General features: G+C 69.1%; 22 protein-coding genes and 3 pseudogenes. 11 read left to right on the top strand and 14 right to left on the bottom strand.

Annotation, left to right across the window (positions count from 1 at the left end):
- A pseudogene (locus H0U68_RS14175) lies at positions 1 to 387 on the bottom strand (delta(1)-pyrroline-2-carboxylate reductase family protein); the annotation flags it as partial.
- A 129-nt stretch (positions 388 to 516) separates the two neighbouring features.
- Here H0U68_RS14175 and H0U68_RS14180 point away from each other — a divergent pair.
- Both H0U68_RS14180 and H0U68_RS14185 read left to right on the top strand, forming a co-directional pair.
- Complete coding sequence (locus tag H0U68_RS14180) at positions 517 to 804, top strand: hypothetical protein (protein WP_296356649.1); 288 nt, start codon at positions 517 to 519, stop codon at positions 802 to 804.
- 11 nt (positions 805 to 815) lie between these two features.
- Positions 816 to 1,121, top strand: a complete 306-nt coding sequence (locus H0U68_RS14185; RefSeq protein WP_296356650.1) for a hypothetical protein — start codon at positions 816 to 818, stop codon at positions 1,119 to 1,121.
- Here the strand turns inward: H0U68_RS14185 and recJ are convergent.
- Positions 1,118 to 2,827, bottom strand: a complete 1,710-nt coding sequence (gene recJ / locus H0U68_RS14190) for a single-stranded-DNA-specific exonuclease RecJ (protein WP_296356652.1) — start codon at positions 2,825 to 2,827, stop codon at positions 1,118 to 1,120. The genes H0U68_RS14185 and recJ overlap by 4 nt on opposite strands.
- Complete coding sequence (locus H0U68_RS14195) at positions 2,824 to 3,756, bottom strand: phosphoglycerate mutase (protein ID WP_296356655.1); 933 nt, start codon at positions 3,754 to 3,756, stop codon at positions 2,824 to 2,826. The genes recJ and H0U68_RS14195 overlap by 4 nt, the downstream gene beginning before the upstream one ends.
- Before the next feature lie 69 nt (positions 3,757 to 3,825).
- Between H0U68_RS14195 and H0U68_RS14200 the strand changes: the two genes are divergently transcribed.
- The 3 genes from H0U68_RS14200 (at position 3,826) to H0U68_RS14210 (ending at position 7,651) form a co-directional block, all read left to right on the top strand.
- Positions 3,826 to 5,079, top strand: a complete 1,254-nt coding sequence (locus H0U68_RS14200; RefSeq protein WP_296356657.1) for a lipoprotein-releasing ABC transporter permease subunit — start codon at positions 3,826 to 3,828, stop codon at positions 5,077 to 5,079.
- On the top strand, positions 5,072 to 5,860 hold the full coding sequence (lolD, locus tag H0U68_RS14205; RefSeq protein WP_296356659.1) for a lipoprotein-releasing ABC transporter ATP-binding protein LolD: 789 nt from the start codon (positions 5,072 to 5,074) through the stop codon (positions 5,858 to 5,860). Before H0U68_RS14200 ends, lolD begins: the two co-directional genes overlap by 8 nt.
- Positions 5,861 to 5,989: 129 nt before the next feature.
- Entirely contained in the window at positions 5,990 to 7,651 is a 1,662-nt protein-coding gene (locus H0U68_RS14210) for a long-chain fatty acid--CoA ligase (RefSeq protein ID WP_296356661.1), read from the top strand.
- Here H0U68_RS14210 and H0U68_RS14215 read toward each other — a convergent pair.
- From H0U68_RS14215 to H0U68_RS14240, 6 genes and pseudogenes are all read right to left on the bottom strand, one after another.
- Positions 7,648 to 8,412: an SDR family oxidoreductase gene (locus tag H0U68_RS14215; protein ID WP_296356662.1), complete on the bottom strand. Its 765-nt coding sequence runs from the start codon at positions 8,410 to 8,412 to the stop codon at positions 7,648 to 7,650. The genes H0U68_RS14210 and H0U68_RS14215 overlap by 4 nt on opposite strands.
- 22 nt (positions 8,413 to 8,434) lie before the next feature.
- Positions 8,435 to 8,632, bottom strand: a pseudogene (locus H0U68_RS14220) (hotdog domain-containing protein); the annotation flags it as partial.
- A 99-nt stretch (positions 8,633 to 8,731) separates the two neighbouring features.
- Positions 8,732 to 9,772, bottom strand: coding sequence for a VWA domain-containing protein (locus H0U68_RS14225; protein ID WP_296356664.1), 1,041 nt, complete (start codon positions 9,770 to 9,772; stop codon positions 8,732 to 8,734).
- A gap of 13 nt (positions 9,773 to 9,785) precedes the next feature.
- Entirely contained in the window at positions 9,786 to 10,829 is a 1,044-nt protein-coding gene (locus H0U68_RS14230; RefSeq protein ID WP_296356666.1) for a DUF58 domain-containing protein, read from the bottom strand.
- Positions 10,810 to 11,817: a MoxR family ATPase gene (locus H0U68_RS14235; RefSeq protein WP_296356668.1), complete on the bottom strand. Its 1,008-nt coding sequence runs from the start codon at positions 11,815 to 11,817 to the stop codon at positions 10,810 to 10,812. The genes H0U68_RS14230 and H0U68_RS14235 overlap by 20 nt, the downstream gene beginning before the upstream one ends.
- A 43-nt stretch (positions 11,818 to 11,860) precedes the next feature.
- Positions 11,861 to 12,889, bottom strand: a complete 1,029-nt coding sequence (locus H0U68_RS14240) for a trypsin-like peptidase domain-containing protein (RefSeq protein WP_296356670.1) — start codon at positions 12,887 to 12,889, stop codon at positions 11,861 to 11,863.
- An 86-nt stretch (positions 12,890 to 12,975) separates the two neighbouring features.
- Between H0U68_RS14240 and H0U68_RS14245 the strand changes: the two genes are divergently transcribed.
- The 6 genes from H0U68_RS14245 (at position 12,976) to H0U68_RS14270 (ending at position 19,396) form a co-directional block, all read left to right on the top strand.
- Complete coding sequence (locus H0U68_RS14245) at positions 12,976 to 13,812, top strand: TatD family hydrolase (protein ID WP_296356672.1); 837 nt, start codon at positions 12,976 to 12,978, stop codon at positions 13,810 to 13,812.
- A complete protein-coding gene (locus H0U68_RS14250; RefSeq protein ID WP_296356675.1) occupies positions 13,809 to 14,561 on the top strand; it encodes a spermidine synthase in 753 nt (250 codons plus the stop codon). The genes H0U68_RS14245 and H0U68_RS14250 overlap by 4 nt, the downstream gene beginning before the upstream one ends.
- Before the next feature lie 11 nt (positions 14,562 to 14,572).
- A complete protein-coding gene (locus H0U68_RS14255; RefSeq protein ID WP_296356677.1) occupies positions 14,573 to 16,360 on the top strand; it encodes a type II/IV secretion system protein in 1,788 nt (595 codons plus the stop codon).
- Positions 16,361 to 16,454: 94 nt separating this feature from the next.
- Entirely contained in the window at positions 16,455 to 16,943 is a 489-nt protein-coding gene (locus H0U68_RS14260; RefSeq protein ID WP_296356679.1) for a tripartite tricarboxylate transporter TctB family protein, read from the top strand.
- Positions 16,944 to 16,956: 13 nt separating this feature from the next.
- Positions 16,957 to 18,468: a tripartite tricarboxylate transporter permease gene (locus tag H0U68_RS14265; protein WP_296356681.1), complete on the top strand. Its 1,512-nt coding sequence runs from the start codon at positions 16,957 to 16,959 to the stop codon at positions 18,466 to 18,468.
- Between the two features lie 49 nt (positions 18,469 to 18,517).
- Complete coding sequence (locus H0U68_RS14270; RefSeq protein ID WP_296356690.1) at positions 18,518 to 19,396, top strand: DMT family transporter; 879 nt, start codon at positions 18,518 to 18,520, stop codon at positions 19,394 to 19,396.
- Positions 19,397 to 19,417: 21 nt separating this feature from the next.
- Here H0U68_RS14270 and H0U68_RS14275 read toward each other — a convergent pair whose 3' ends face one another.
- From H0U68_RS14275 to H0U68_RS14295, 5 genes and pseudogenes are all read right to left on the bottom strand, one after another.
- Positions 19,418 to 19,906 (bottom strand): type II secretion system protein, encoded by a 489-nt coding sequence (locus H0U68_RS14275; RefSeq protein WP_296356683.1) that lies wholly within the window; start codon positions 19,904 to 19,906, stop codon positions 19,418 to 19,420.
- Complete coding sequence (locus H0U68_RS14280) at positions 19,906 to 20,388, bottom strand: type II secretion system protein (protein ID WP_296356684.1); 483 nt, start codon at positions 20,386 to 20,388, stop codon at positions 19,906 to 19,908. The genes H0U68_RS14275 and H0U68_RS14280 overlap by 1 nt, the downstream gene beginning before the upstream one ends.
- Positions 20,389 to 20,401: 13 nt before the next feature.
- A complete protein-coding gene (locus H0U68_RS14285) occupies positions 20,402 to 20,800 on the bottom strand; it encodes a prepilin-type N-terminal cleavage/methylation domain-containing protein (protein ID WP_365731697.1) in 399 nt (132 codons plus the stop codon).
- 13 nt (positions 20,801 to 20,813) lie between these two features.
- The gene (locus tag H0U68_RS14290; protein WP_296356688.1) at positions 20,814 to 22,817 is read right to left on the bottom strand and encodes a secretin N-terminal domain-containing protein; all 2,004 of its coding nucleotides are present in this window, start codon (positions 22,815 to 22,817) and stop codon (positions 20,814 to 20,816) included.
- A pseudogene (locus H0U68_RS14295) lies at positions 22,814 to 23,057 on the bottom strand (secretion system X translation initiation factor); the annotation flags it as partial. The gene H0U68_RS14290 and the pseudogene H0U68_RS14295, both read right to left, overlap by 4 nt.

Genomic DNA, 23,057 nt, shown 5'->3' on the forward strand with positions numbered 1-23,057 from the left:
CACCACCAGCAGCGGCCCGCGGGTGTTTGGCGCCAGCAGCTGCGCGGCCAGCAGCGACACCGCCGCCGTGCGGCGCGCCGTCAACGCCGGGCCATCGAGGAGCAGCCGGCGTTCGCCGCTCGCCACGTCGAACACCGCCACGTCGCCCTGGATGGTGGGGCGCGGCGTGCCGGCGTTGCCGGGCGTGTAGGTGATCAGCTTGGTGATCGCCACCTGCGCGTCGAATGCGGGCATGAGGAACAGCGAACCACCGCCGGGCAGCACCTGCACCATGCGCTGGGGCACCCGCACCTGCGGGTCGGCGAGCACGGCGCGCAGCTGCTCGACCAGGGGAACGTAAGGCAGGCAGAGCGCGGTGGCCTGGGCGTCGAGAACGGATGGCGTCATGGCGGGATGTTGCAAGCTCAGCCTTGAATGGGTTGTCCTACAGTGGCACGCGGCAAATCGCGGCTGCGCGGAACGCGGGTGGCGGCCTAAAGTGAATCCATCACACCACACCGCTCCAAGGAGCCTCCCATGTTGCCAGCACTGACCGCTTCCGCCAACCGCCCGCTGCGCCGGGGCCTGTTCTGGGCCGGGCTCGCGGCTCTGGCGCTGGTGCAACTGGTGGCCCTGTGGGCGCTGTGCAACCAGCAGGTGAGCGCCGCCCAGGTGCGGCAATCGAACACCCGCATGGAGAATCTGGTGCTGGCCGACTGCCTGCGGCATGTGCCCAACGCCACGCTGGCCACCTGCAGCGGCCGCCTTTCCCCGGATGCGGACCGCAGCGGCGCGACCGTGCCGGTCAGCTACACCTTCAACTGAGCGGCGCGCCCATGCATTCGCGCACCGCTCCTGCATTTGACGACGCCTCCCCCGCGGTGGCGGATTTGCCGCTGGAGGCCTGCGACGACTTCGACGAAGCGCAGCACGCGCCGCGCTACTGCCCCACCGACCTGCTGGCCGCCTTCACGCTGATGATGGCCGGGCATGGCCGCTGCATCAACACGCCCATGATGCTGGGCGACCGTGAATACGCGATGTGGCAGCTGGCCTGCGCCCGCACGCTGGGCGACGAGGACCTGAAGGACGCGGCGACACGGCTGTTCTCGTACTTCGACGACACCGCCAAAGTCGCCTAGAGTTCGGCGCCTTCCACCAGGAAGCGCACCCGCCGCACCCCCTGCCATTCGTCCGCATCCAGCCTGAAGGCGATCTTCACCCGTGCCGGCAGCGGCTCGGTGTGGCCGAACCAGATGCCGTCGACCGGCTGGCCCTGGTGCTTCAGCCGGATCGCCAGGTGTTTTTCGCCCACCAGCCGCTGCGACACGATTTCCACTTCCTCGCTGAACACCGGCGGCGCGAAACCCTGGCCCCACACCACGTGGTGCAGGGTGTCGACCAGGTCGGGCCGCAGGTACTCGGGCGCGAGCGGGCCGTCGGTGTACAGCCGGCGCAGCAGGGTGGCCGCATCCAGCCATTCCTGCGCCACTTGGCCCAGGGCTTGCTCGAAGGTGTCCAGGTGCTCCTCGGCCACCGTGCAGCCGGCCGCCATGGCGTGGCCGCCGAAGCGCAGCAGCACGCCGGGGTGGCGCTTGGCCACCAGGTCCAGCGCGTCGCGCAGGTGGAAGCCGGGGATCGAGCGGCCCGAGCCCTTGAGTTCGTGCTCCTTGCCCGGTGCCTGGCTGGCGGCGAACACGAAGGTCGGCCGGTGCAGCTTGTCCTTGATGCGCGCCGCCACGATGCCGACCACGCCTTCGTGGAAATCGGGATCGAACACGCAGATGGCGGGCGGCGGCGCGTCGCCTGCGTCGAACAGCGATTCGGCGATCTGCAGCGCCTGCTCGCGCATGTCGCCCTCGATCTCGCGCCGCTCGCGGTTGATGCCGTCCAGCGTGCGCGCGAGTTCATCGCCGCGCGCCGCGTCGTCGGTCAGCAGGCATTCGATGCCCAGCGTCATGTCGGCCAGCCGGCCGGCCGCGTTGATGCGCGGGCCGAGCGCGAATCCCAGGTCGAAGGTGGTGGCCACCTGCGCCTTGCGCGCTGCCACCGTGAACAGCGCCGACAGGCCGCAGGGCAGGGCGCCGGCGCGGATGCGCTTCAGGCCTTGCGCCACCAGCCGGCGGTTGTTGGCGTCCAGCTTGACCACGTCGGCAACGGTGCCCAGCGCCACCAGCGGCAGCAAGGCGTCCAGCTTGGGTTGGGCGGCCGTTTCGAACGCGCCGCGCGCGCGCAGCTCGGCGCGCAGCGCCAGCAGCACGTAGAACATCACGCCGACGCCGGCGATCGATTTGCTCTCGAATTCGCAGCCCGGCTGGTTGGGGTTGACGATGACGGCCGCGGCCGGCAGTTCGGCGCCGGGCAGGTGGTGGTCGGTCACCAGCACCTGCAGGCCCAGCGCGTTGGCCGCGGCCACGCCGTCCACGCTGGCGATGCCGTTGTCCACGGTGATCAGCAGGTCGGCGCCGGTGTCCTTCACGCGCCGCGCGATCGGCGGCGTCAGGCCGTAGCCGTCGGCCACGCGGTCGGGCACCATGTAGCCGACGTGCCGCGCGCCCAGCAGGCGCAGGCCGCGCACGGCCACCGTGCAGGCGGTGGCGCCGTCGCAGTCGTAGTCGGCCACGATGCACAGGCGCTTGTCGGCCGCGATGGCGTCGGCCAGCAGCACGGCGGCTTCGCGCGCGCCCTTGAGCAGGGTGGGCGGCAGCAGGCGCGGCAGGCCGTCGTCCAGCTCGTCGCTGGTGGCCACGCCGCGCGACGCGTACAGGCGCGCCAGCAGCGGGTGCACGCCGGCCTGTTCCAGCGCCCACACGGCGCGCGGCGGAACGTCGCGGGTCAGGATTTTCAAAGAGGCTCCAGGAGTTGGGCAATGCGCTGGCGCCCCAGCAGCGCCGCGGCGCGGCGCAGCCAGCCGCCGCCTTGCGTGGACCATGTGCGGGCGCTGCGCTCGCCGCACAAGGTCACGCTAACCGGCTGGCCGCCATTCAGCGCCTTCAAGAGGCGCGCGCATTCGGTGGCGTCCAGCTGCGTCCAGGCGGCGGCCCAGGCCGGCCAGTCCTCGCGCAGCGCGGCGTCGCGCAGGTAGTGGGTGATTTCCATGCCCGAGGGCGCGGGCTTGCCGTGCGGCGGCAGGGCGCCGGTGCCGCTCGCCCAGAACGAGTTGACCGGCAGCAGGCCGACGCGCGCGCGCGCGTCGTTGACCGGGTGGGTGTACAGCAGCATCTGCATCTCCTGCTGCAGCCGGCGCAGAGGCCGGCCGGCGTCGCCCCGCGGCATCCAGCCGTCCACCCTGCGGCCGACCACCCGGTCCAGCGAGGCGGTGGGCAGATTACGGAAAATTTCGCCGCGCGCCAGCCACAGGGTGGGTGCGTCGTATTCCAGCTGGATGCCGTCCTGCTCGAAGTAGGGCTGCATGGCGGCCATCAACTGCTGCGCGTCGCGCGGGTCGAGCTGCAGCGCCTGGGGGTGGCCCATGACGAGGTTGTCGCGGCCCACCTCCCAATTGCAGGGCGTGATCCAGGCCCAGGCGGCGTAGTAGCTGTCGCGGCCGGCCTGCTCCAGCTGCGCGGCGGCCCAGGGAATGCAGCCGTCGGGTGAGGCCAGGCCGTAGGCGCGCGCCAGCGCGCGCTCGTGCGGGGGCGACAGGCTGTCGGCGTCGCCCTCTTCCAGCACGCCTGGCGACAGGCGCGCCAGCAGGCGCTCCAGGTGGGGCATTTGCAGGCCGGCCAACGCCTGCTGGCACCCCGGCGAAAGGCTGGCGGCGAAAGGGATGAGCAAGTGGACGCCGTCTGACACAGGCATATTGTCGGGGATGCCACAATCGAGCCCGACCAAAAACCCGCCCCGATGCGAATTCCTTACGAACTGACGCTGGGTTGGCGCTACACCCGCGCCGGCCGCGCCACGCGGCGCAATGGCTTCATCTCCTTCATCTCCATGGTGTCGATGCTGGGGATTTCGCTGGGCGTGGCGGCGCTCATCATCGTGCTGTCGGTGATGAACGGCTTCCAGAAGGAGGTGCGCGACCGCATGCTGGGCGTGGTGTCGCACATCGAAATCTATGGCCCCGGCGGTGGCGTGCTGCCGGACGTGAACCGCACCATCGCCGAATCGCGCAAGAACCCCCAGGTGCTGGGCTCCGCGCCCTTCGTGGCCACGCAGTCGCTGCTGGCGCACGGCGAGGACATGCGCGGCGCCATCGTGCGCGGCATCGACCCGGCGCAGGAGCCGCAGGTGACCGACGTCGCCGCCGCCGCGCGCACCACGCTTGCCAAGCTGCAGCCCGGCGCCTTCGGCGTGGTGCTGGGCGCCGAGCTGGCGCGCAGCCTGGGCGTGCGCGAAGGCGACCCGGTGACGCTGATCGCGCCGGGCGGCCAGGTGACGCCGGCCGGCGTAGTGCCGCGCCTGAAGCAGATGACGGTGGTGGGCACCTTCGATTCCGGCCACTACGAGTACGACAGCGGCCTCTTGATGCTCAACATCGAGGACGCGCAGCGCATCTTCCGGCTGGAGGGCCCCACCGGCGTGCGGCTGAAGCTCAAGGACCTGAACCGCGCGCGCGACGTCGCCGCCGAACTGCAGGGGCATCTTTCCGGCGAGTTCGTGATCCGCGACTGGACGCGCCAGAACCGCACCTGGTTCGCCGCCGTGCAGCTGGAAAAACGCATGATGTTCATCATCCTCACGCTGATCGTGGCGGTGGCGGCGTTCAACCTGGTCAGCACGCTGGTGATGACGGTGACCGACAAGCGCGCCGACATCGCCATCCTGCGCACGCTGGGCGCCAGCCCGCGCAGCATCATGGGCATCTTCGTGGTGCAGGGCGCGGCGGTCGGCGTGATCGGCACGCTGGCGGGGCTGCTGGGCGGGCTGCTGATCGCGATGAACATCGACGTGATCGTGCCGGCGCTGGAGCACCTGCTGAACGCCAGCTTCCTGCCGCGCGACATCTACCTCATCAGCCGGATGCCCAGCGACCCGCAGAGCAACGACATCGTGCCGATCGCGCTGATCTCGCTGGTGCTGGCCTTCGTGGCAACGCTGTACCCCAGCTGGCGCGCCAGCCAGGTGAATCCGGCGGAGGCGCTGCGGTATGAATGAGGCCACCACCGTTCGCCCCGAGCCGCCATCGTCCGTTCGCCCTGAGCCTGTCGAAGGGATTGCGGGGGCTTCGACAAGCTCAGCCCGAACGGGCGAGGGCCCGGCCCGGACGGAAACCGTCCTCTCCTGCCGCAACCTCTCCAAGCGCTTCCGCGAGGGCCCGCTGGACGTCGAGGTGCTGCGCGGCGTCGATCTCGACGTGCATGCCGGCGACACGCTGGCCATCGTCGGCGCATCCGGTTCCGGCAAAAGCACGCTGCTGCACCTGCTGGGCGGGCTGGACGCGCCCACCACCGGCGAGGTGTCGCTGATGGGCCGGCAGCTGTCGACCTTGTCGCCGGCGCAGCAGGGCGACCTGCGCAACCGGCACCTGGGCTTCGTCTACCAGTTCCACCACCTGCTGCCCGAGTTCAGCGCGCTGGACAACGTGGGCATGCCGCTGCGCATCCGGCGCGAATCGCCCGAGCGCTGCGCCGAGGCGGCCACCGAAATTCTTGAGGCCGTGGGCCTCGGCCACCGGCTGCACCACCGCCCGGCCGAGCTGTCGGGCGGCGAGCGCCAGCGCGTGGCCATCGCGCGCGCGCTGGTCACGCGGCCAGCCTGCGTGCTGGCCGACGAGCCCACCGGCAACCTCGACCGCAGCACCGCGGACAGCGTGTTCGCACTCATGCTCCAGCTCGCGCGCGAGCGCGGCACGGCTTTCGTGCTGGTGACGCACGACGACACGCTGGCCGCGCGCTGCGCCCGCACGCTGCACCTGGTGCTCGGCCAGCTGGACTGAGCCCGCGCGCACTGCGGGAATCCACCAGGGGCATTCTGTCGCCCAGGTGATCGAATTCCACCGGCGGCATTCCTAGGATGGACGGTGTCGTGAAGCGTCCGCTTCCACCCGCATCTCTTCAAGGACCCCATGTCGGACCTGCACCTGGCGCACTGGCCGCGCTTCGCCCCCAAGCACCTCTGGATTCCCGAGACCAGCCTCTACGCCAACGTGGAGGTCTCGGCCGCCCGCTTCCCCGCCAAGCCCTTCATCGTCTTCTACGGCACCGAGATCACTTACGGCCACTTCAGGGACGAAACCGAGCGCATCGCCGGCTGGCTGCAGCAGGACTGCGGCGTGAAGAAGGGCGACCGCGTGCTGCTGTACATGCAGAACAGCCCGCAGTTCATCGCCGCCTACTACGCCATCCTGCGCGCCGACGCGGTGGTGGTGCCCGTCAACCCGATGAACCTCACCGAGGAATTGCGCCACTACGTGGAGGACGCGGGTGCCAGGGTGGCCTTCGTCGCGCAGGAGCTGCTGGCGCGCATGCAGCCGCTGCTGGGCCAGGGACTGGAGAAGATCGTCGTCGCCACGTATGGCGACTACGTCGAACCCGGGTGCGACTGGCAGCTGCCGGACTTCGTCCCGGCGCCGCGCGCTGCGCTGAGCGATGCGCGCGCCGTTGCCTGGGCCGACGTGCTGGCCGCCGCGCGCAAGCCCGCGCCCATGCAGGCCGGCGCGGACGACCTGGCGGTGATGCCCTACACCTCGGGCACCACCGGCCACCCCAAGGGCTGCATGCACACCCACCGCAGCACCATGTACAACACGGTGAGCAACGGCGTCTGGCACCGCGCCAACCAGGGCGCCGTGGTGCTGGGCGTGCTGCCGTTCTTCCACGTGACGGGCATGCAGTCCAACATGAACACCGTCATCTACTTCGGCGGCACGGTGGTGGTGCTGCCGCGCTGGGACCGCGATGCCGCCGCCCTGTGCGTGCAGCGCCACGGCATCACCTCGATGACGCTGATCACCGCCATGGTGATCGACTTCATGTCCAACCCGCGGCTGGACGACTACGACCTGTCCAGCCTGCAGCGCCTGAACGGCGGCGGCGCCGCCATGCCCAAGGCGGTGGCGCTGGCGATGGAGCAGAAGGTGGGCCTGAAGTACGTGGAAGGCTACGGCCTGTCCGAAACCATGGCGGCCAGCCACACCAATCCGCTGGAGCGGCCCAAGGAGCAATGCCTGGGCATTCCGCTGGCCGGCGTCGACTCGCGCGTGGTCGACCCGGCCACGCTGCGCGAGTTGCCGCCCGGCGAGGTAGGCGAGATCATCACGCACGGCCCGCAGGTGATGACCGGCTACTGGAACCAGCCGCAAGCTTCGGCGCAGGCGTTCGTGGAGATCGACGGCAAGCGCTTCCTGCGCACCGGCGACCTGGCCTACGTGGACGAGGAAGGCTACTTCTTCTTCGTCGACCGGTTGAAGCGCATGATCAACGCGGCCGGCTTCAAGGTCTGGCCGGCCGAAGTGGAGGCGCTGCTGTACAAGCACCCGGCGATCCAGGAAGCCTGCGTCATCGCGGCGCAGGACGCGCGGCGCGGCGAGACGGTGAAGGCGGTGGTGGTGCTCAAGCCGGCCTCGGTCGGCCAGGTCACCGAGCAGCAGATCGCCGACTGGGCGCACGAGAACATGGCTGCCTACAAGGCTCCGCATATCGTGCAGTTCGCGCAGAGCCTGCCCAAGTCGGGCACCGGCAAGGTGATGTGGCGCGCCTTGCAGGAAGCGGAGAAAACCGCGTCCTAGATCGTCGCGCCGCCGTCGCACACGATGGCCTGGCCTGTCACGAAGCTGGACGCGCGCGAGGCCAGGAACACCGCTGCGCCGGCGATCTCGTCGGGCTCGCCGATGCGGCGCAGCGGCACCTCGCGCGTGGCGCGCTCCAGCGTCTTCGGGTCCTCCCACAGCGCGCGCGCGAAGTCGGTGCGCACCAGGCCCGGCGCGATGCAGTTCACCCGCACGCCGTGTGGCCCGTACTCGTGTGCCAGGTTGCGCGCGAGCTGAAAGTCGGCTGCCTTGGACACGTTGTAGGCGCCGATCAAGGTGCTGCCGCGCAGGCCGCCGATGGAGGACACGATGACGATCGAGCCGTCCTTTCGCGCGACCATCTGCGGCGCGCACATGCCGATCAGCCAGTGGTTGCTGAGCACGTTGTTGTCCAGGATCTTGCGGAACTGTTCGTCGGCGATGCCGGCCATCGGCCCGAAATACGGGTTGACGGCGGCGTTGCACACCAGCACGTCGATGCGGCCGAAAGCGGCGTTGGTGCGGTCCACCAGTTGCTGCAGCGCTTCTTTCGACGAGATGCTGGCGGCCACGGCGATCGCTTGTCCTTCGCCGTGGCGCGCGTTGATGGCGGCGGCCACCTCGTCGCAGGCGTCCTGCTTGCGCGAGGAGATGACGACGCGCGCGCCGTGCTCGGCCAGCCGCTCGGCGATGGCGCGCCCAATGCCGCGCGAGGAACCGGTGACGATGGCGGTCTTGCCGCCGAGATCGAACAGGGACATGGATGGCTCCGGGAATAGTTGTTCAACCGTCCTGCGGCGGCCGGTCGACCGCGGCGAACACCGCAGACGACCGCAGCACGTGGCGCCCGCCCGCCGTGAGGTCGTAGCTGGCGTAGACCAGACGCCGGCCCTTGCGCGTGATGGTGACGTGCGCCTCCAGCCATTCGCCCTCGCGCGCGCCCGAGAGGAAATCGGCGGTGAGCGACACCGTCACTTGCGCCGCGCCGCGCCCGCGCGCGCGGGTTCTGTCATGCGTGCGGCGATCCTAGCGGCCGCCGCGCGTCGGGCGTGTCACGCGCGTACCAGCAGCCCGCTCAGCTCACAGGATGCGGTTGAACCACAGCACCGACAGGCCGGCCGACAGCAGCGCCAGCGCGGCGGCCGCCAGGGCCAGCAGCGCGGACACTTCCGTTTCCTTCTTCTCGACGGTGAGCTTGGAGCTGAGCGCCTCGTAGACCTTCTTCAGATCCTGCGCGGTGCCGGCGTAGAAGTACTCGGCGCTGGTCTTCTGCGCGATGGACTTCAGCGTTTCCTCGTCCAGCCGCACCCGCATCGACCAGCCCTCGAAGCCGATGGTTTCGCCATCCACCGTGCCGATGCCCACGGTGTAGACGCGCACGCCGCGGTCGGCCGCCAGCTTGGCCGCCTCGATCGGGTCGACACCGGTGGTGCGCTGGCCGTCGGTCAGCATGATGATGGCGGCGGAGTTGTAGGAGCCGGGCGCCACCGGCGGGCGTTCCTTCTTCTCCTTCTTCTCGCCGTCGATGGCGAAGCCCTTCTGCCGCTCGCGCCCGGTCTGCAGCGACTGAAGATCGATGCCGTCGTCCGGGAACAGCGTGGCCAGCGAGATCACGATGGCGTTGCCGGTGGCCGTGGCGCGCTGCAGCTGGAAGCGGTCGATGGCGGTGACCAGGTCCTCGCGGTTCACCGTGGGCAGCTGCGCCACCTGGGCCGAGCCGGCGAAGGCGACGATGCCGACCTTCACGTTGCGCGGCAGCTCGGTGATGAAGGCCTTGGCGGCATTCTGCGCGGCCACCAGCCGGCTGGGCAGCACGTCCGTGGCGCGCATGCTGCCCGACACGTCCATGGCCAGGATGATGGTCTGCTGGTTGGACGGCAGGGTGACCACCGCCACCGGCCGCGAGGCGGCCACCAGCATGGCGGCCAGCGCCAGCAGGAACAGCGCGGGCGGGATGTGGCGGCGCAGCTGCGGCCCGGTGCCCATCGCCTCCTTGACGATCGACAGCGAGGCGTAGCGCACGGCCAGCTTCTTCTTGCGCCGCATCAGCCACAGGTAGAGCACCACCAGCACCGGCAGTGCCAGCAGCAGCCAGAGGTTTTGGGGCCAGAGGAAATGCATCTTCGAATCTCCTTCAGGCCGCGTGCTTCAGGTGGGTGGGCAGCCCGCCGCCGCCCGCCAGGCGGGTGCGGCGCTTGCGCATGTCGACGAAGCGGACGATGGCGTCCACCAGGTCGCCGTCGGTGGACAGCTCCAGCGCGTCGACGCCGGCGCGCATCAGCGCCTCGCGCAGCTCGGACTCGCGCTGCGCGGCGATGCGCGCGAAGCGCTTGCGAAAACCCTTGTCGTGCGTGTCCACCACCACGTGTTCGCCGGTCTCGGCGTCGCGCAGGGTGAGCAGACCCAGGTCGGGCAGCTCCAGCTCCAGCGGGTCCAGCACGCGCACGGCCACCACCTCGTGGCGCTGCGCCAGCTGGGCCAGCGCGCGCTCCCAGCCGGGTTCGCTGATGAAGTCGGACACCACGAACACGGTGGAGCGGCGCCGGACGAAGCTGGCCGCGTGGTTCAGCAGTTCGTGCAGCCGGGTGGCGCCCGCTTCGGCCGGCGCCGGGCGCGTCCGCATGCTGTGCAGCAGGTGCAGCACGTGGCGGCGCCCGCTGCGCGCCGGGATCACGGCATCGACGCCGGCGCCGTACAGCATGGCGCCCACGCGGTTGCCGTGGCGGGTGAGCAGGCGCGCCAGCACGGCGACGAATTCGGCCGAGACGTTTTGCTTGCGCTGCTCGCCCGAGCCAAAGTCCACCGAGGGGCTCAGGTCCAGCAGGAACCAGGCGGTCATCTCGCGGTCTTCGGTGAACACGCGCACGTGCGGGGTGTTCAGCCGGGCGGTGACGTTCCAGTCGATGTGGCGCACGTCGTCGTGGTGCTGGTATTCGCGCAGGTCGGCCAGGTCCAGGCCGGTGCCGCGCAGCAGCGTGCGGTAGTCGCCCTGCAGCAGGCCGTCGAGCCGGCGCAGCACGGTCCATTCGAGGCGCCGCAGGATGGTTTCGGCGTTGTCCGCCACTGCCCGTTCGGGCAGGGCACCACCCACCCGTTCGGGCTGAGCCTGTCGAAGCCCTGGCCGCCCTTCGACAGGCTCAGGGGGAACGGGCGAGTTTTTACGCCACCAGTTTTTCATGTTCCAGCGGCTTGGCCGGCGGCGGAATCTTGGCCATGATCTTCGCGACGATGCCGTCGGCGGTCAGCCCTTCGGACAGCGCCTCGTACGACAGCACCACGCGGTGGCGCAGCACGTCGGGCACCAGGTCCATCATGTCCTCGGGCAGCGCGTAGCTGCGTCCGCGCAGCATGGCCAGCGCGCGCGCGCCTTCGGTCAGGTTGATGGTGGCGCGCGGGCTGGCGCCGTAGGTGATGTACTTGCCCATGTCCTTCAGCCCGTGGCGCTCCGGCGTGCGCGTGGCCGACACCAGCTTCACCGCGTACTGCACCAGCGAGGGATCGACGTAGACCTGGCGGCATTCGTGCTGCAGCGCGGCCAGCTGTTCGGTGCTGGCGACGGAAGAGACTTCCACCGCCGGCCCGGTGACGCGCTGCACGATGACGAACTCTTCCTCGTCGGTGGGGTAGTCGACCAGCACCTTCATCATGAAGCGGTCGACCTGGGCTTCGGGCAGCGGGTAGGTGCCCTCGGTTTCGATCGGGTTCTGCGTGGCCATCACCAGGAACGGGCTGGGCACCTTGTGCGTCTCGCCGGCGATGGTGACCTGGCGCTCCTGCATCACTTCCAACAGCGCGCTCTGCACCTTGGCGGGCGCGCGGTTGATTTCGTCGGCCAGCAGCAGGTTGGCGAAGACCGGGCCCAGCGAGGTGGTGAACTCGCCGGTACGCTGGTTGTACATGCGCGTGCCCACCAGGTCGGCCGGCACCAGGTCGGGCGTGAACTGGATGCGCTTGAACAGCCCGCGCATGGTGTGCGCCAGCGTCTTCACCGTCAGCGTCTTGGCCAGGCCGGGAACGCCTTCGACCAGCAGGTGGCCCTGGGCCAGTATCGCCACCATCACGCGTTCCAGGAAACGGTCCTGGCCGACGACGACGCGCTTGACCTCGTAAAGAATCTGCTCCATCAGCTGGGCGGTGGCGCTGTCGGTGCGGCTCGTTTGTTCCATGGAAGCGTGGGGAAAGAGGACGGAGGAAAAGCGCGGCGCGCCGTCAGAACGGCGGCAGCCCGGCGGCGGAAGCGGCGTTCTCGATCGGCACGGCGAAGCCGATGCCGATGAAGGTGCGCGCCGATGTGGGGTTGAGGATGGCGGTGACGATGCCGACCACTTCGCCGTCCATGGTGACCAGCGGCCCGCCGGAATTGCCCGGGTTGGCCGCCGCGTCGAACTGGATCAGGTTGGTCATTTCCTGCTTGCCCTCGGGCGAGCGGAAGGCGCGGCCCAGGCCGGAGATGATGCCGCCGGAAGACGAGGGGCCGATGCCGAACGGAAAGCCCACCGCCAGCACCTTGTCGCCCGGCGACAGGTCGTTGGTGGAGCGCATGGTGGCGGCGATTAAATCGTCGGGAATCTTGCTGGCCTGCAGCACGGCGAGGTCGTTCTCGGGCTGCGCGCCGGTGACGGTGGCCAAGGCCTCCAGGCCGTCGCTGAAGGTGACTTTGATGCGGTCGGCGCCGGAGACGACGTGCAGGTTGGTGAGGATCACGCCCTTGTCGATGATGACCACGCCGGTGCCCACGCCGTGCTCGACCTCGTCGGCGGCCATGTCGCCCTCGCCGGGCGCGGCGCCGAGCGGCTTGGGCTTCGCACGCTTGCCGCCGCCGGGCAGCTTCGCGTCGGGGTCATCCTTGAGCCGGCTCTTTTTCACGTAGCTGACCACCCGCACCACCGAGGGCCGGATGTTCTCGTAGGCGCGCGTGTACTCCGAGGGCATGACCTGGGTTTCCATGGTCTTGAGCACGGCGGCGTTGATGTCCTCCTGCGTCAGCTGGCGCTGCATCGGCCGCAGGACCAGCGAGCTGCCCAGCGCGATGGCGAGCAACACAATGGCGGCCCACATCACGCGCGGATTGGAGAGCGATGCGCCGAAGCGGCGCAAGCGGGAGGGCGAGGCAGTGGCGGGTTCAGCGGAAGCGGGCGACGCCGCATCGGCCTGGGGTGAACCGGACGCAGCACCGGGCGCGTGCGCCGGTGTGGCCCGGTTCGGCCGGCTGGAGCTGTAGAGGGCGGGCCTGCGCATCCATTCACCTTCAAAAAACTTGCCTGAGGCTTGTCGCACGGTATCACGCTTTGCGGCGCTGTGCACGGTTGCGGCATGATCGATGCATGACCTGCAGCGCCGCGTGGATCGATACGCACTGCCACCTGGATGCGCCTGAATTCGCGGCCGACAGCGCGGCAGTTCGCGCACGTGCGCGGGCCGCCGGCGTGATGCATTGCATCATCCCGGCGGTGGAGGCCGGCAACTTCGACGCGGTGGCGCGCCTCGCGCACCAGCATGGGGACAGCTACGCGCTGGGCATCCATCCGCTGGCCACGCCGCGCGCTGCGCTGGAAGACCTTCAGCTGCTGGACCGGGCGTTGGCCGCGCGGCGCGACGACCCGCGGCTGGTGGCGGTGGGCGAAATCGGGCTCGACTACTTCGTGCCCGGCCTCGACGCCGAACGCCAGGAGCTCTTTTACCGCGAGCAGCTCGCCATCGCGCGACGCCATGGGCTGCCGGTGATCCTGCACGTGCGGCGCTCGGCCGACCGCCTGCTCAAGCACCTGCGCGCGCTGCCGGTGGGCGGCATCGCGCACGCCTTCAATGGCAGCCTGCAGCAGGCGCGCGAATTCCTGCGGCTGGGCTTCAGGCTGGGGTTCGGCGGCGCGTCCACCTACGACCGCGCGCTGCAGCTGCGCCGGCTTGCCGCCGAGCTGCCGCTGGAAGGCATCGTGGTGGAAACCGATGCGCCAGACATTCCGCCGCACTGGCTCTACCGCACGGCGGAGCAGCGCGCCGGCGGCACGCCGCAGGGCCGCAACGAACCGGCGGAGCTGCCGCGCATCGGCGCCGGCATCGCGCAGCTGCGCGGCATCGGCGCGGACGAACTGGCGCGGGCGACCACGGCCAACGCGCTGGCAGCACTGCCGCGCTTGCGGCCCATAATCGGCGCCCTGTGAAAGCCTCCGCCCCCGCGCTGCCCGAAGTCAATTTTTCCGACCACGGCGACATCCGCTACCTGCACCTGGGCACCGAATGGGTCCAGGGATCGATGCGGCTCGATGCGCCGTACGAGATCGACCTGGAGTACGTGCAGCGCATGATGGCCTGGCTGCTGTTCGTCGACCCCACCACCGTGGCGAAGCGCCATGCCATGCAGCTGGGGCTGGGCGCGGCGTCGCTCACCAAGTTCTGCTGGAAGAAGCTGCGCATGGCGACCACCGCCATTGAGCTGAATCCGCAGGTGGTGGCCGCCTGCCGCATCTGGTTCAAGCTGCCGGCCGACGACGCTCGGCTGTCGGTGGTGCTGGGCGACGCTGGGGAAGTGGTGATGCACGCGCACTGGCGCGGCAGGATCGATGCGCTGCAGGTGGACCTGTACGACCACGAGGCGGCCGCCCCGGTGCTGGACAGCGAGGCGTTCTACAGCGGCTGCCGCACGCTGCTGACCGAGGACGGCTGCATGACCGTCAACCTGTTCGGCCGCACGTCCAGCTACGAGACCAGCCTGGCGCGCATCCAGGCGGCGTTCGGCGACGGCGCGGTCTGGGCCTTCCGCCCGACGCGCGAGGGCAATACCATCGTGCTGGCCCTGCGCACCCCGGTGCATCCGCTGCGCGGCGAGCTTGCCGCCCGCGCGGAAACCATCCAAACTCGTTGGGGTTTGCCGGCCAGGAAGTGGCTGCGCGTGTTCAAGCCCGCCACCTGACTGCCCTTTCCATGACCGCTGCCGCCAGCTCCAAACCCACCGCCGCCGTGCCGCGCGGCCCGCTCCACTGGCTGCAGCTGGTCGAGTGGCTGAGCGAGGACGGCGTCATCAGCGCCGAGGAGGCGCGCCGCACCACGGCGCGCTGCGCCCAGGCCGAAAGCGCGCAGCATCCGCTGGTGCGCCTGGCCGCGGTGGCGATGGCGCGGGCCAGCGACGGCAAGCCGCTGGACCTCGAGGCGCTCACGCAGTACCTGGCGCAGCGCGCGCAGCTGGACTACCTGCGCATCGACCCGCTGCGGGTCGACGTGGGCAAGGTGTCCGACATGATGAGCGCGGCCTACGCCGAGCGCCACAAGGTGCTGCCGGTGCAGGTGACCGCCAGCGAGGTGGTGGTGGCCACGGCCGAACCCTTCATGGCCGACTGGGTGGGCGAGGTGGAGCGCCAGGCCAAGCGCAGCGTGCGGCGCGTGGTGGCGAATCCGCAGGACATCCAGCGCTTCACGGCGGAATTCTTCGCGCTCGCCAAGTCGGTGCGCGCGGCGCAAAAGGCCGGCGGCAACGCCGGCGCGGCCAGCTTCGAGCAACTGGTGGAGCTGGGCAAGACCAACCGCCAGCTGGACGCCAACGACCAGGGCGTGGTGCAGGTGGTGGACTGGCTGTGGCAGTACGCCTTCGACCAGCGCGCCAGCGACATCCACCTGGAGCCCCGGCGCGAGCAGGGCGTGATCCGCTTTCGCATCGACGGCATGCTGCACCCGGTCTACCAGATGCCGCTGGGCGTGCTGAACGCGATGATCGCGCGCATCAAGCTCTTGGGCCGCATGGACGTGGTGGAGAAGCGCCGCCCGCTGGACGGCCGCATCAAGACGCGCAACCCGCGCGGCGACGAGGTCGAGATGCGGCTGTCCACGCTGCCCACCGCCTTCGGCGAGAAGATGGTGATGCGCATCTTCGACCCCGACACCGCGGTGAAGGACCTGGACGCGCTGGGCTTCGCGCAGCACGACGCGCAGCGCTGGGAGTCGCTGGTCAAGCGGCCGCACGGCATCATCCTGGTGACCGGGCCGACCGGCTCGGGCAAGACCACCACGCTGTACTCCACGCTCAAGCGGGTGGCGACCGAGGAGGTCAACGTCAGCACGGTGGAAGACCCCATCGAGATGATCGAGCCGTCGTTCAACCAGACGCAGGTGCAGCCGCAGCTGGACTTCGGCTTCACCGAGGGGCTGCGCGCGCTGATGCGGCAGGACCCGGACATCATCATGGTGGGCGAGATCCGCGACCTGGCGACCGCCGAAATGGCGGTGCAGGCGGCGCTGACCGGCCACCTGGTGTTCTCCACCCTGCACACCAACGACGCGCCTTCGGCCGTCACGCGGATGATGGAGCTGGGCGTGCCGGCCTACCTGATCAACGCCACGCTGCTGGGCGTGCTGGCGCAGCGCCTGGTGCGCACCCTGTGCAAGCAGTGCCGCGAGCGCGATCCCGACTTCCCCCGGGAAACCATCGACGAGATCATCAAGCCCTGGCGCATCACCGGCAGCTGGAAGCCGTACCGGCCGGTGGGCTGCGTGGACTGCCGCATGACCGGCTTTCTCGGCCGCATGGGCCTGTACGAGCTGCTGTCGATCAGCGAGGTGTTCAAGGACAAGGTCACGCGCGAGCCGAGCATCGCCGCACTGCGCCGCCAGGCCGTGGCCGACGGCATGCGGCCGCTGCGGCTGGCCGGAGCGCTGCGGGTGGCCGAAGGCGTCACCACGCTGCAAGAGGTCCTCACGGCGACACCACCGCTGGAGTGAGGTGAAAACCCGGTAGGTGGAACCCACATCGGCGGGCGCTGCCTTTTGCCTGACAATCCGGCCGGGTTCGCATCCTTCCCAAGGAGACAACAGAATGAGAATCAAGAGCCAGAAGGACTTCTTCGCCGGGCTCATGTTCATGGCGGTGGGCATTGCCTTCGGCTGGGGCGCTTCCACCTACAACGTCGGCGAGGCGGCCCGCATGGGCCCCGGTTATTTCCCGCTGGTGCTGGGCATCCTGCTGGGTGCGCTGGGCGGCTTCATCGTGTTCGAGTCGCTGGTGGTGGAAACCGAGGACGGCGAGAAGATCGGCCCCTGGGCCTGGCGCCCGCTGGGCTTCGTGCTCGGCGCCAACATCCTGTTCGGCATCCTGCTGGGCGGCCTGCCGTCGATCCACGTTCCCGCGATGGGCATGGTTGTCGCCATCTACGGCCTGACCTTCGTCGCCAGCCTGGCCGGCGACGAGTTCGATTGGAAGGAGGTCATCGTGCTGGCCACCGTCCTGGCCATCGGCAGCTACGTGGCCTTCGTCTGGCTGCTCAAGCTCCAATTCCCCGTGTGGCCGAGCTTCATCACCGGCTGAGAAGGCAACGACCATGGACCTGATTTCCAATCTCGCCACCGGCTTCGGCGTCGCCGTCACGCCGATCAACCTGCTGTACTGCTTCATCGGCTGCCTGCTGGGCACGCTGATCGGCGTGCTGCCGGGCATCGGCCCGGTGGCAACCATCGCCATGCTGTTGCCCGCCACCTACGCGCTGCCCCCCGTGTCGGCGCTGATCATGCTGGCCGGCATCTACTACGGCGCGCAGTATGGCGGCTCCACCACCGCCATCCTGGTCAACCTGCCGGGAGAATCGTCCTCGGTCGTCACTGTGATCGACGGCTACCAGATGGCAAGGCAGGGCCGCGCCGGACCGGCCCTGGCCGCCGCCGGCCTGGGCTCGTTCTTCGCCGGCTGCGTGGGCACGCTGATCCTTGCCGCCTTCGCCGCGCCGCTGACCGAGGTGGCCTTCAAGTTCGGCCCCGCGGAGTATTTCTCGCTGATGGTGCTGGGCCTGATCGGCGCCGTGGTGCTGGCATCCGGCTCGCTCATCAAGGCCATCGCCATGATCGTGCTGGGCCTGCTGCTGGGCCTGGTCGGCACCGACGTGAACTCGGGCGTGGCGCGCTTCTCGTTCGACATTCCCGAGCTCACCGACGGCATCGGCTTCGTGGTGATCGCCATGGGCGTGTTCGGCTACGGCGAAATCATCAGCAACCTGTCGCAGTCGTCCGATGAACGCGAGGTCTTCACCGGCAAGGTCAGCGGCCTGTTCCCGACCAAGGAAGACTTCAAGCGCATGATCCCCGCGGTGCTGCGCGGCACGGCGCTCGGCTCGGCGCTGGGCATCCTGCCCGGCGGCGGCGCACTGCTGGCCTCGTTCGCCGCCTATACGGTGGAGAAGAAGACCAAGCTGCATCCGGGCGAAGTGCCGTTCGGCAAGGGCAACATCCGCGGGGTCGCCTCGCCGGAATCGGCCAACAACGCCGGCTCGCAGACCTCGTTCATTCCGCTGCTGACGCTGGGCATTCCGCCCAATGCCGTGATGGCGTTGATGGTGGGGGCGATGACCATCCACAACATCCAGCCGGGCCCGCAGGTGATGACCAGCAACCCGCAGCTGTTCTGGGGCCTGATCGCCTCGATGTGGATCGGCAACCTGATGCTGGTGATCCTGAACCTGCCGCTGATCGGCATCTGGATCAAGCTGCTGACCGTGCCCTACCGCTGGCTGTTCCCGGCCATCGTGCTGTTCTGCGCCATCGGCGTGTACTCCACCAACAACAACACCTTCGATGTGTGGATGGTGGCGATCTTCGGCTTCATCGGCTACCTGTTCATCAAGCTCGGGTGCGAACCCGCGCCTCTGCTGCTGGGCTTCATTCTCGGGCCGATGATGGAAGAGAACCTGCGGCGCGCGCTGCTGCTGTCGCGCGGCGACTGGAGCGTGCTGGTCACGCGCCCGTTGTCGGCCAGCCTGCTGGCCGCGGCGGCGGCGATGATCGTGATCGTGGCGCTGCCTTCGATCAAGGCCAAGCGCGAGGAAGCCTTCGTCGAGGAATGACGCGCCTGGCGATGGCGGCGGCTTGAGCAGGAACGCGCCCGCGTCCGGCATGGGCCCGGGGCTGGCAATGGCCGCCGGCGGCGCCATCGCGTTCAGCGGCAAGGCCATCATCGTGAAGCTGGCCTACCGCTACGGCGTGGACGCGGTCACGCTGCTGATGTACCGCATGCTGTTCGCGCTGCCGATTTTCGCGGTGATGGCCTGGTGGTCGGGCCGTGGCCAGGCGCCGCTGGCACTGCGCGATTGGGCCGGCCTGGCGGGGCTGGGCGTGAGCGGTTATTACCTTTCCAGCTTCCTCGACTTCGCCGGCCTGCAGTACATCACGGCTTCGCTGGAGCGCCTGATCGTCTACCTCACGCCCACGCTGGTGCTGCTTTTGAGCTGGGTGTTGTACCGCAAGCCGGTGCGCCGCATGCAGGCCATGGGCGTGGCGATCAGCTATGCCGGCGTGGTGCTGGTGTTCGGCCACGAGGCGCGGCTGGACGGCGAGAACGTGGCGCTCGGCGTTGCGCTGGTCTTCGCCAGCACGGTGACCTACGCGGTGTACATGGTCTACAGCGGGCACCTGGTGCAGCGCGTCGGCTCGCTGCGCCTGGCTGCTTGGGCGACGCTGGTGGCCTGCCTGTGCTGCATAGCGCAGTTCCTGCTGCTGCGCCCGCTGAGCGCCGCCACCAGCGTGGCGCCGCAGGTGCTGTGGCTGTCGGTGCTGAACGCCACGCTGTGCACGGCGCTGCCGGTGGTGCTGGTGATGATGGCCATCGAGCGCATCGGCCCCGCGCTGTCGGCGCAAACGGGAATGGTGGGGCCGGTGTCAACCATCGTCATGGGCATCGTGATTCTGGGCGAGCCGTTCACGGGATGGGTGGTGGCGGGGACGGGGTTGGTGATGGCGGGGATTTATGTGGTGACGCGCGGGGCTGAAAGGTGAGGCCGGTGGGAAGAGGGGCAGTCAACGCCTTGGCAACGCGAACGTCCAGTCTGAATACCGGTCGGTCTTTTCTAAATGCTCGTTGCCGCTGCCAAAGCCGGCTTTCTTGATTGTTGGCTGCGCCGACTGGCTACGCACCCCCACGATCCCCCCGTCTTCGCGAATCAAAAACCAGTCGGGCCTGCCCGTCATCGGGTCCGGGTACAGCCGGCGAAGATGCTGGATCGGTCTTGGAAACCGGTCGTCGCTGAGCAATGCCTCCAGCGACTGCGGCAAGGAGCGCGCGCCGCCCGGCGGCACGGTGTTGTAGTAGGAGGTGATCGCCCGGCGGATCTGCGCGCCGGCGAACAGCAGTTGCTCTTCTTTCTCTCGCTGCAGCTGCGTCGTGTAGCTGACGACCAGGCTGCTGGCGGCGAGCGTGGTCATGAGAATGAACACCAGCACCGCCAGCAGGACCAGGCCCTGCTGGCTGCGCAAGCGGGTGGCCCCGCCTGGCTTGTCCGCCGCCATCACCAGTCGCTCAATTTCGTGCCGTCCAGCGCGGGGCGGCCCGACCTGGACGACACGTCGAACACGTCGGCCCCCGCCGCAAAGTCACCCGGTTGTGCGCCATAGCTGCGGATGTTCCAGCTCTGCGCCGCCGGCACTGTCTTGTCGTCGAAGAACGGGTCGCGCGGGACCTTCCGCAAGAACACCATCGGCGTGGCGTTGAAGCCCAGTGCCGTGGAGCGCGGCACGCCCTTGACCAGCACGTCGAGGCTCGGTGGATAGCCTGAGGAACCCGTCGGCTTGTCGATGGCTCCCGCATCGGCGGCGGCCTTGTAGTTGTCCAGCGCCTGCCGGATGGTGCGCAGCGCCACGCGCAGTTCGACCTCCTTCGTACGCGTGTTCGCCAGCGTGCCGAAGGGCAGCGCAATGGCCGCGGCGATGCCCACCAGGGCCAGCGTGACCAATAGCTCGACTAGCGTGAATCCGCGCGCGCGGCGTTTCATGCTTCGGCGCCTCTCAGGGTGCGGCCTGGCTGGCAGGTGCGGCCGGCGGCTCGGCGCCATCGGCCGCACCGCTTGCGGTAGGCGCGATGCCCGGTGGCGCGACGTCGTAGATGCCCGGCTCGATCCCTGCCGGATGCGGCAGCGGCGTCCATGCGCTGGAGCCGGACACGGGGTCCTCCGGCAGCTTGCGCAGGTATTGCTTCTGAACCAGTTCGGCCAGCTCCGCCGGATAGTAGCCCTGGTCGGCTCTGAACTTGTCCAGCGCATCCCGAAGGGTGGCGGCGTTCTGAACACGCACTTTCTCGCGCGCGGCATCGGTGGATGCGAGGTAGCGCGGCACAGCGATGCTCAGGAGCAATGCCAGCAGGGTGAACACGACCAGCAGCTCGATGATCGTGAAGCCGCGATCCACCCGGGTTCGCATGTCAGCGGCTGACCGGCGGCCGAACATACATCGGGGGTGGCACCGGCAGCAGCGCGCCGCCGCCTTCGGGAACCTGCGTTGCCGAAGGCGAGGGTGTCGGCAGCGGATTGAACAGCACCCCGCCGGACACGGCGCCCGGCGCAGCCGGCGCCGGTGTGGTTCCCGCCGCCGGGCCGATCGGCGCCACGGTGCCGGTCGCCGGTGCCACCGACCGGATCAGGGTGATCGGCTCGGTGAGGATCGGCTTTTCGCGCAGCACGTTCAGGGTGCCGGAGAAGATATTGCGGGCCTCCGGCGTGTGCGCGGGCAGGTTGCGAACGATGCGCGGCGTGATCGCCAGCACGATCTCGCTGCGCGTGTCGCTGCCGTCGTTGTTGCCGAAGATGCGGCCGACCACCGGCAGGTGGCCTAGCCCGGGGATCTTGGATGCCGTGTTGCGGTCCTGGTCGGTGATGAGGCCGCCCAGGATCTGCGTTTCCCCGTCCTTCAGGCGCAGGTTGGTGTTGGCATTGCGCGTGCCAATCTGGTAGGAGCGGCCGCCTTGCGCGTCGGTGAATTCGGCCGCGATGTTGCTGACCTCCAGGCTCACCTTGATGCCGATTTCGTTGTTGGCATAGACCTGCGGCTCGAACTCCAGCTTGAGGCCGACGTCCTGGTAGGTTACGTTGCCGGTGACGACGGACGAACCGGTGGTCAGCGGCGTGACCGTGTTGGTGATGGTCGGCACCCGGTCGCCGATCATGATCTTCGCCTTCTCGCGGTTGCGCGCGCGAATGCGCGGGCTGGCCAGCAGCTTGGCGTCGGTGTCTTCCAGCTTGAAGTTCAAGGTGGCCGATAGCGGCGAGGCCAGCAGGTCGTTGGTGCGCAACTGCTTCAGCGCCCCGAGCGTGAGGGCACCCGGCGTGGTGACGCTGAAGCTGCTGGGCGGCAGAAAGCCGAGGTTGCTGCGCCGCGAGGAGGTGACCTCCAGGATCTCCACCTCCAGCATGATCTCCGGATCGGCCACGTCGTGCACCGCGATCAGCTTGGCGGCCAGGTGCAGCCGCTCCGGCGTGTCGCGGATCACCAGGATGCCGGTACGTTCGTCCGCCGCCACCTCGCGCAGTTTCAGCATCGACTTCAGCATGGTGCTGAGGTACTTGATGTCCGCGTTGGTGACCTGGAACGAGCGGATGGTCAGGTCCTCGTACTCGGCCTTCTTCGCGTCGCTGGATGGGTAGACCATCAGCGTGTTGCTGTTGATCTGCCGCCGCTCGAGCTGGTTCTGCAAGAGGATGAAGTCGATCGCGTCGGCCACCGCGATGTCCTTCACGAAGATGGTGACGCGCGCGGTCGGCTTCACGTCGCGGTCCAGCAGGATGTTCAGGCCCACGGAACGGGACAGTGCCTCGAACACGGTGCGGATCGGCGCGTCGTTGAACTGCAGCGTGACCGGCTTCTCCAGCACCGACCTGTTGGCCACCGCCTTGGCGCGGTCGTTCTCCAGGTTGGCGTGCGCGTCCAGCACGGCTTCCTTCAATTTGGTCGCGCGCCGGTTCTGCGGGTGCTCCTCCAGCACCTGCCCCGCGCGGTCCAGCGCGAGTTCCAGCTTGCCCTGGGCGAGAAAGGCCTCGCCTTCGCCCAGCAGCTTGGCGAAGCGGCCATCCTGCGGCAACGCCGCCAGGGCGGCGCGCGCGCGCGCGTTGCCCCGGTCCATGGTCAGCGCCTTCTCGTAGGCGGCCTGCGCCTCGGCCAGCTTGCCGTTCGCACGCAGCTTTTCAGCCAGCGCCAGCACGTCCTGCACGGTCGTCTCGCGCTTGAGCAGGTAATCGACCTTGTAGCCCGGATCGGTCGGCGAGAGGCGAGTGGCGTTCTCCAGCGACTCGATGCCTTCGACCGGCTTGTCCATCTTCAGCTGGAGTGTTCCCTTGGCGTGCTCGTAGCTGGCGCAGCCGCCCAGGAAGGCGGCGCACGCCAGCGCGACCAGGCTGGCCTCGGCACGTCGTTGCATGTTCTCGGTTTTCATGGGGACAAGGCCAGCGTTTGCCGCTGCATCAGCGGCAGGTAAATGAATTCGATCTTCTGCGAGGTCACCGCCTCGACCCGGTAGGTCTGCCCGATGGTGTCGCCGGCGCGGACCAGCAGCAATTGCTCCTGCTGCTTCACGAAGGCGACGGGCCGCCCTTCCGCCACGTGCGCGCCTTCGATGGCGCCCACCGCGGTGAACGGAAGCGGCGGCGCGACCGGCGGCGGCGCGGGCGCCACC

Source organism: Ramlibacter sp. (genome assembly GCF_013697775.1).
Lineage (GTDB): Bacteria > Pseudomonadota > Gammaproteobacteria > Burkholderiales > Burkholderiaceae_C > Ramlibacter.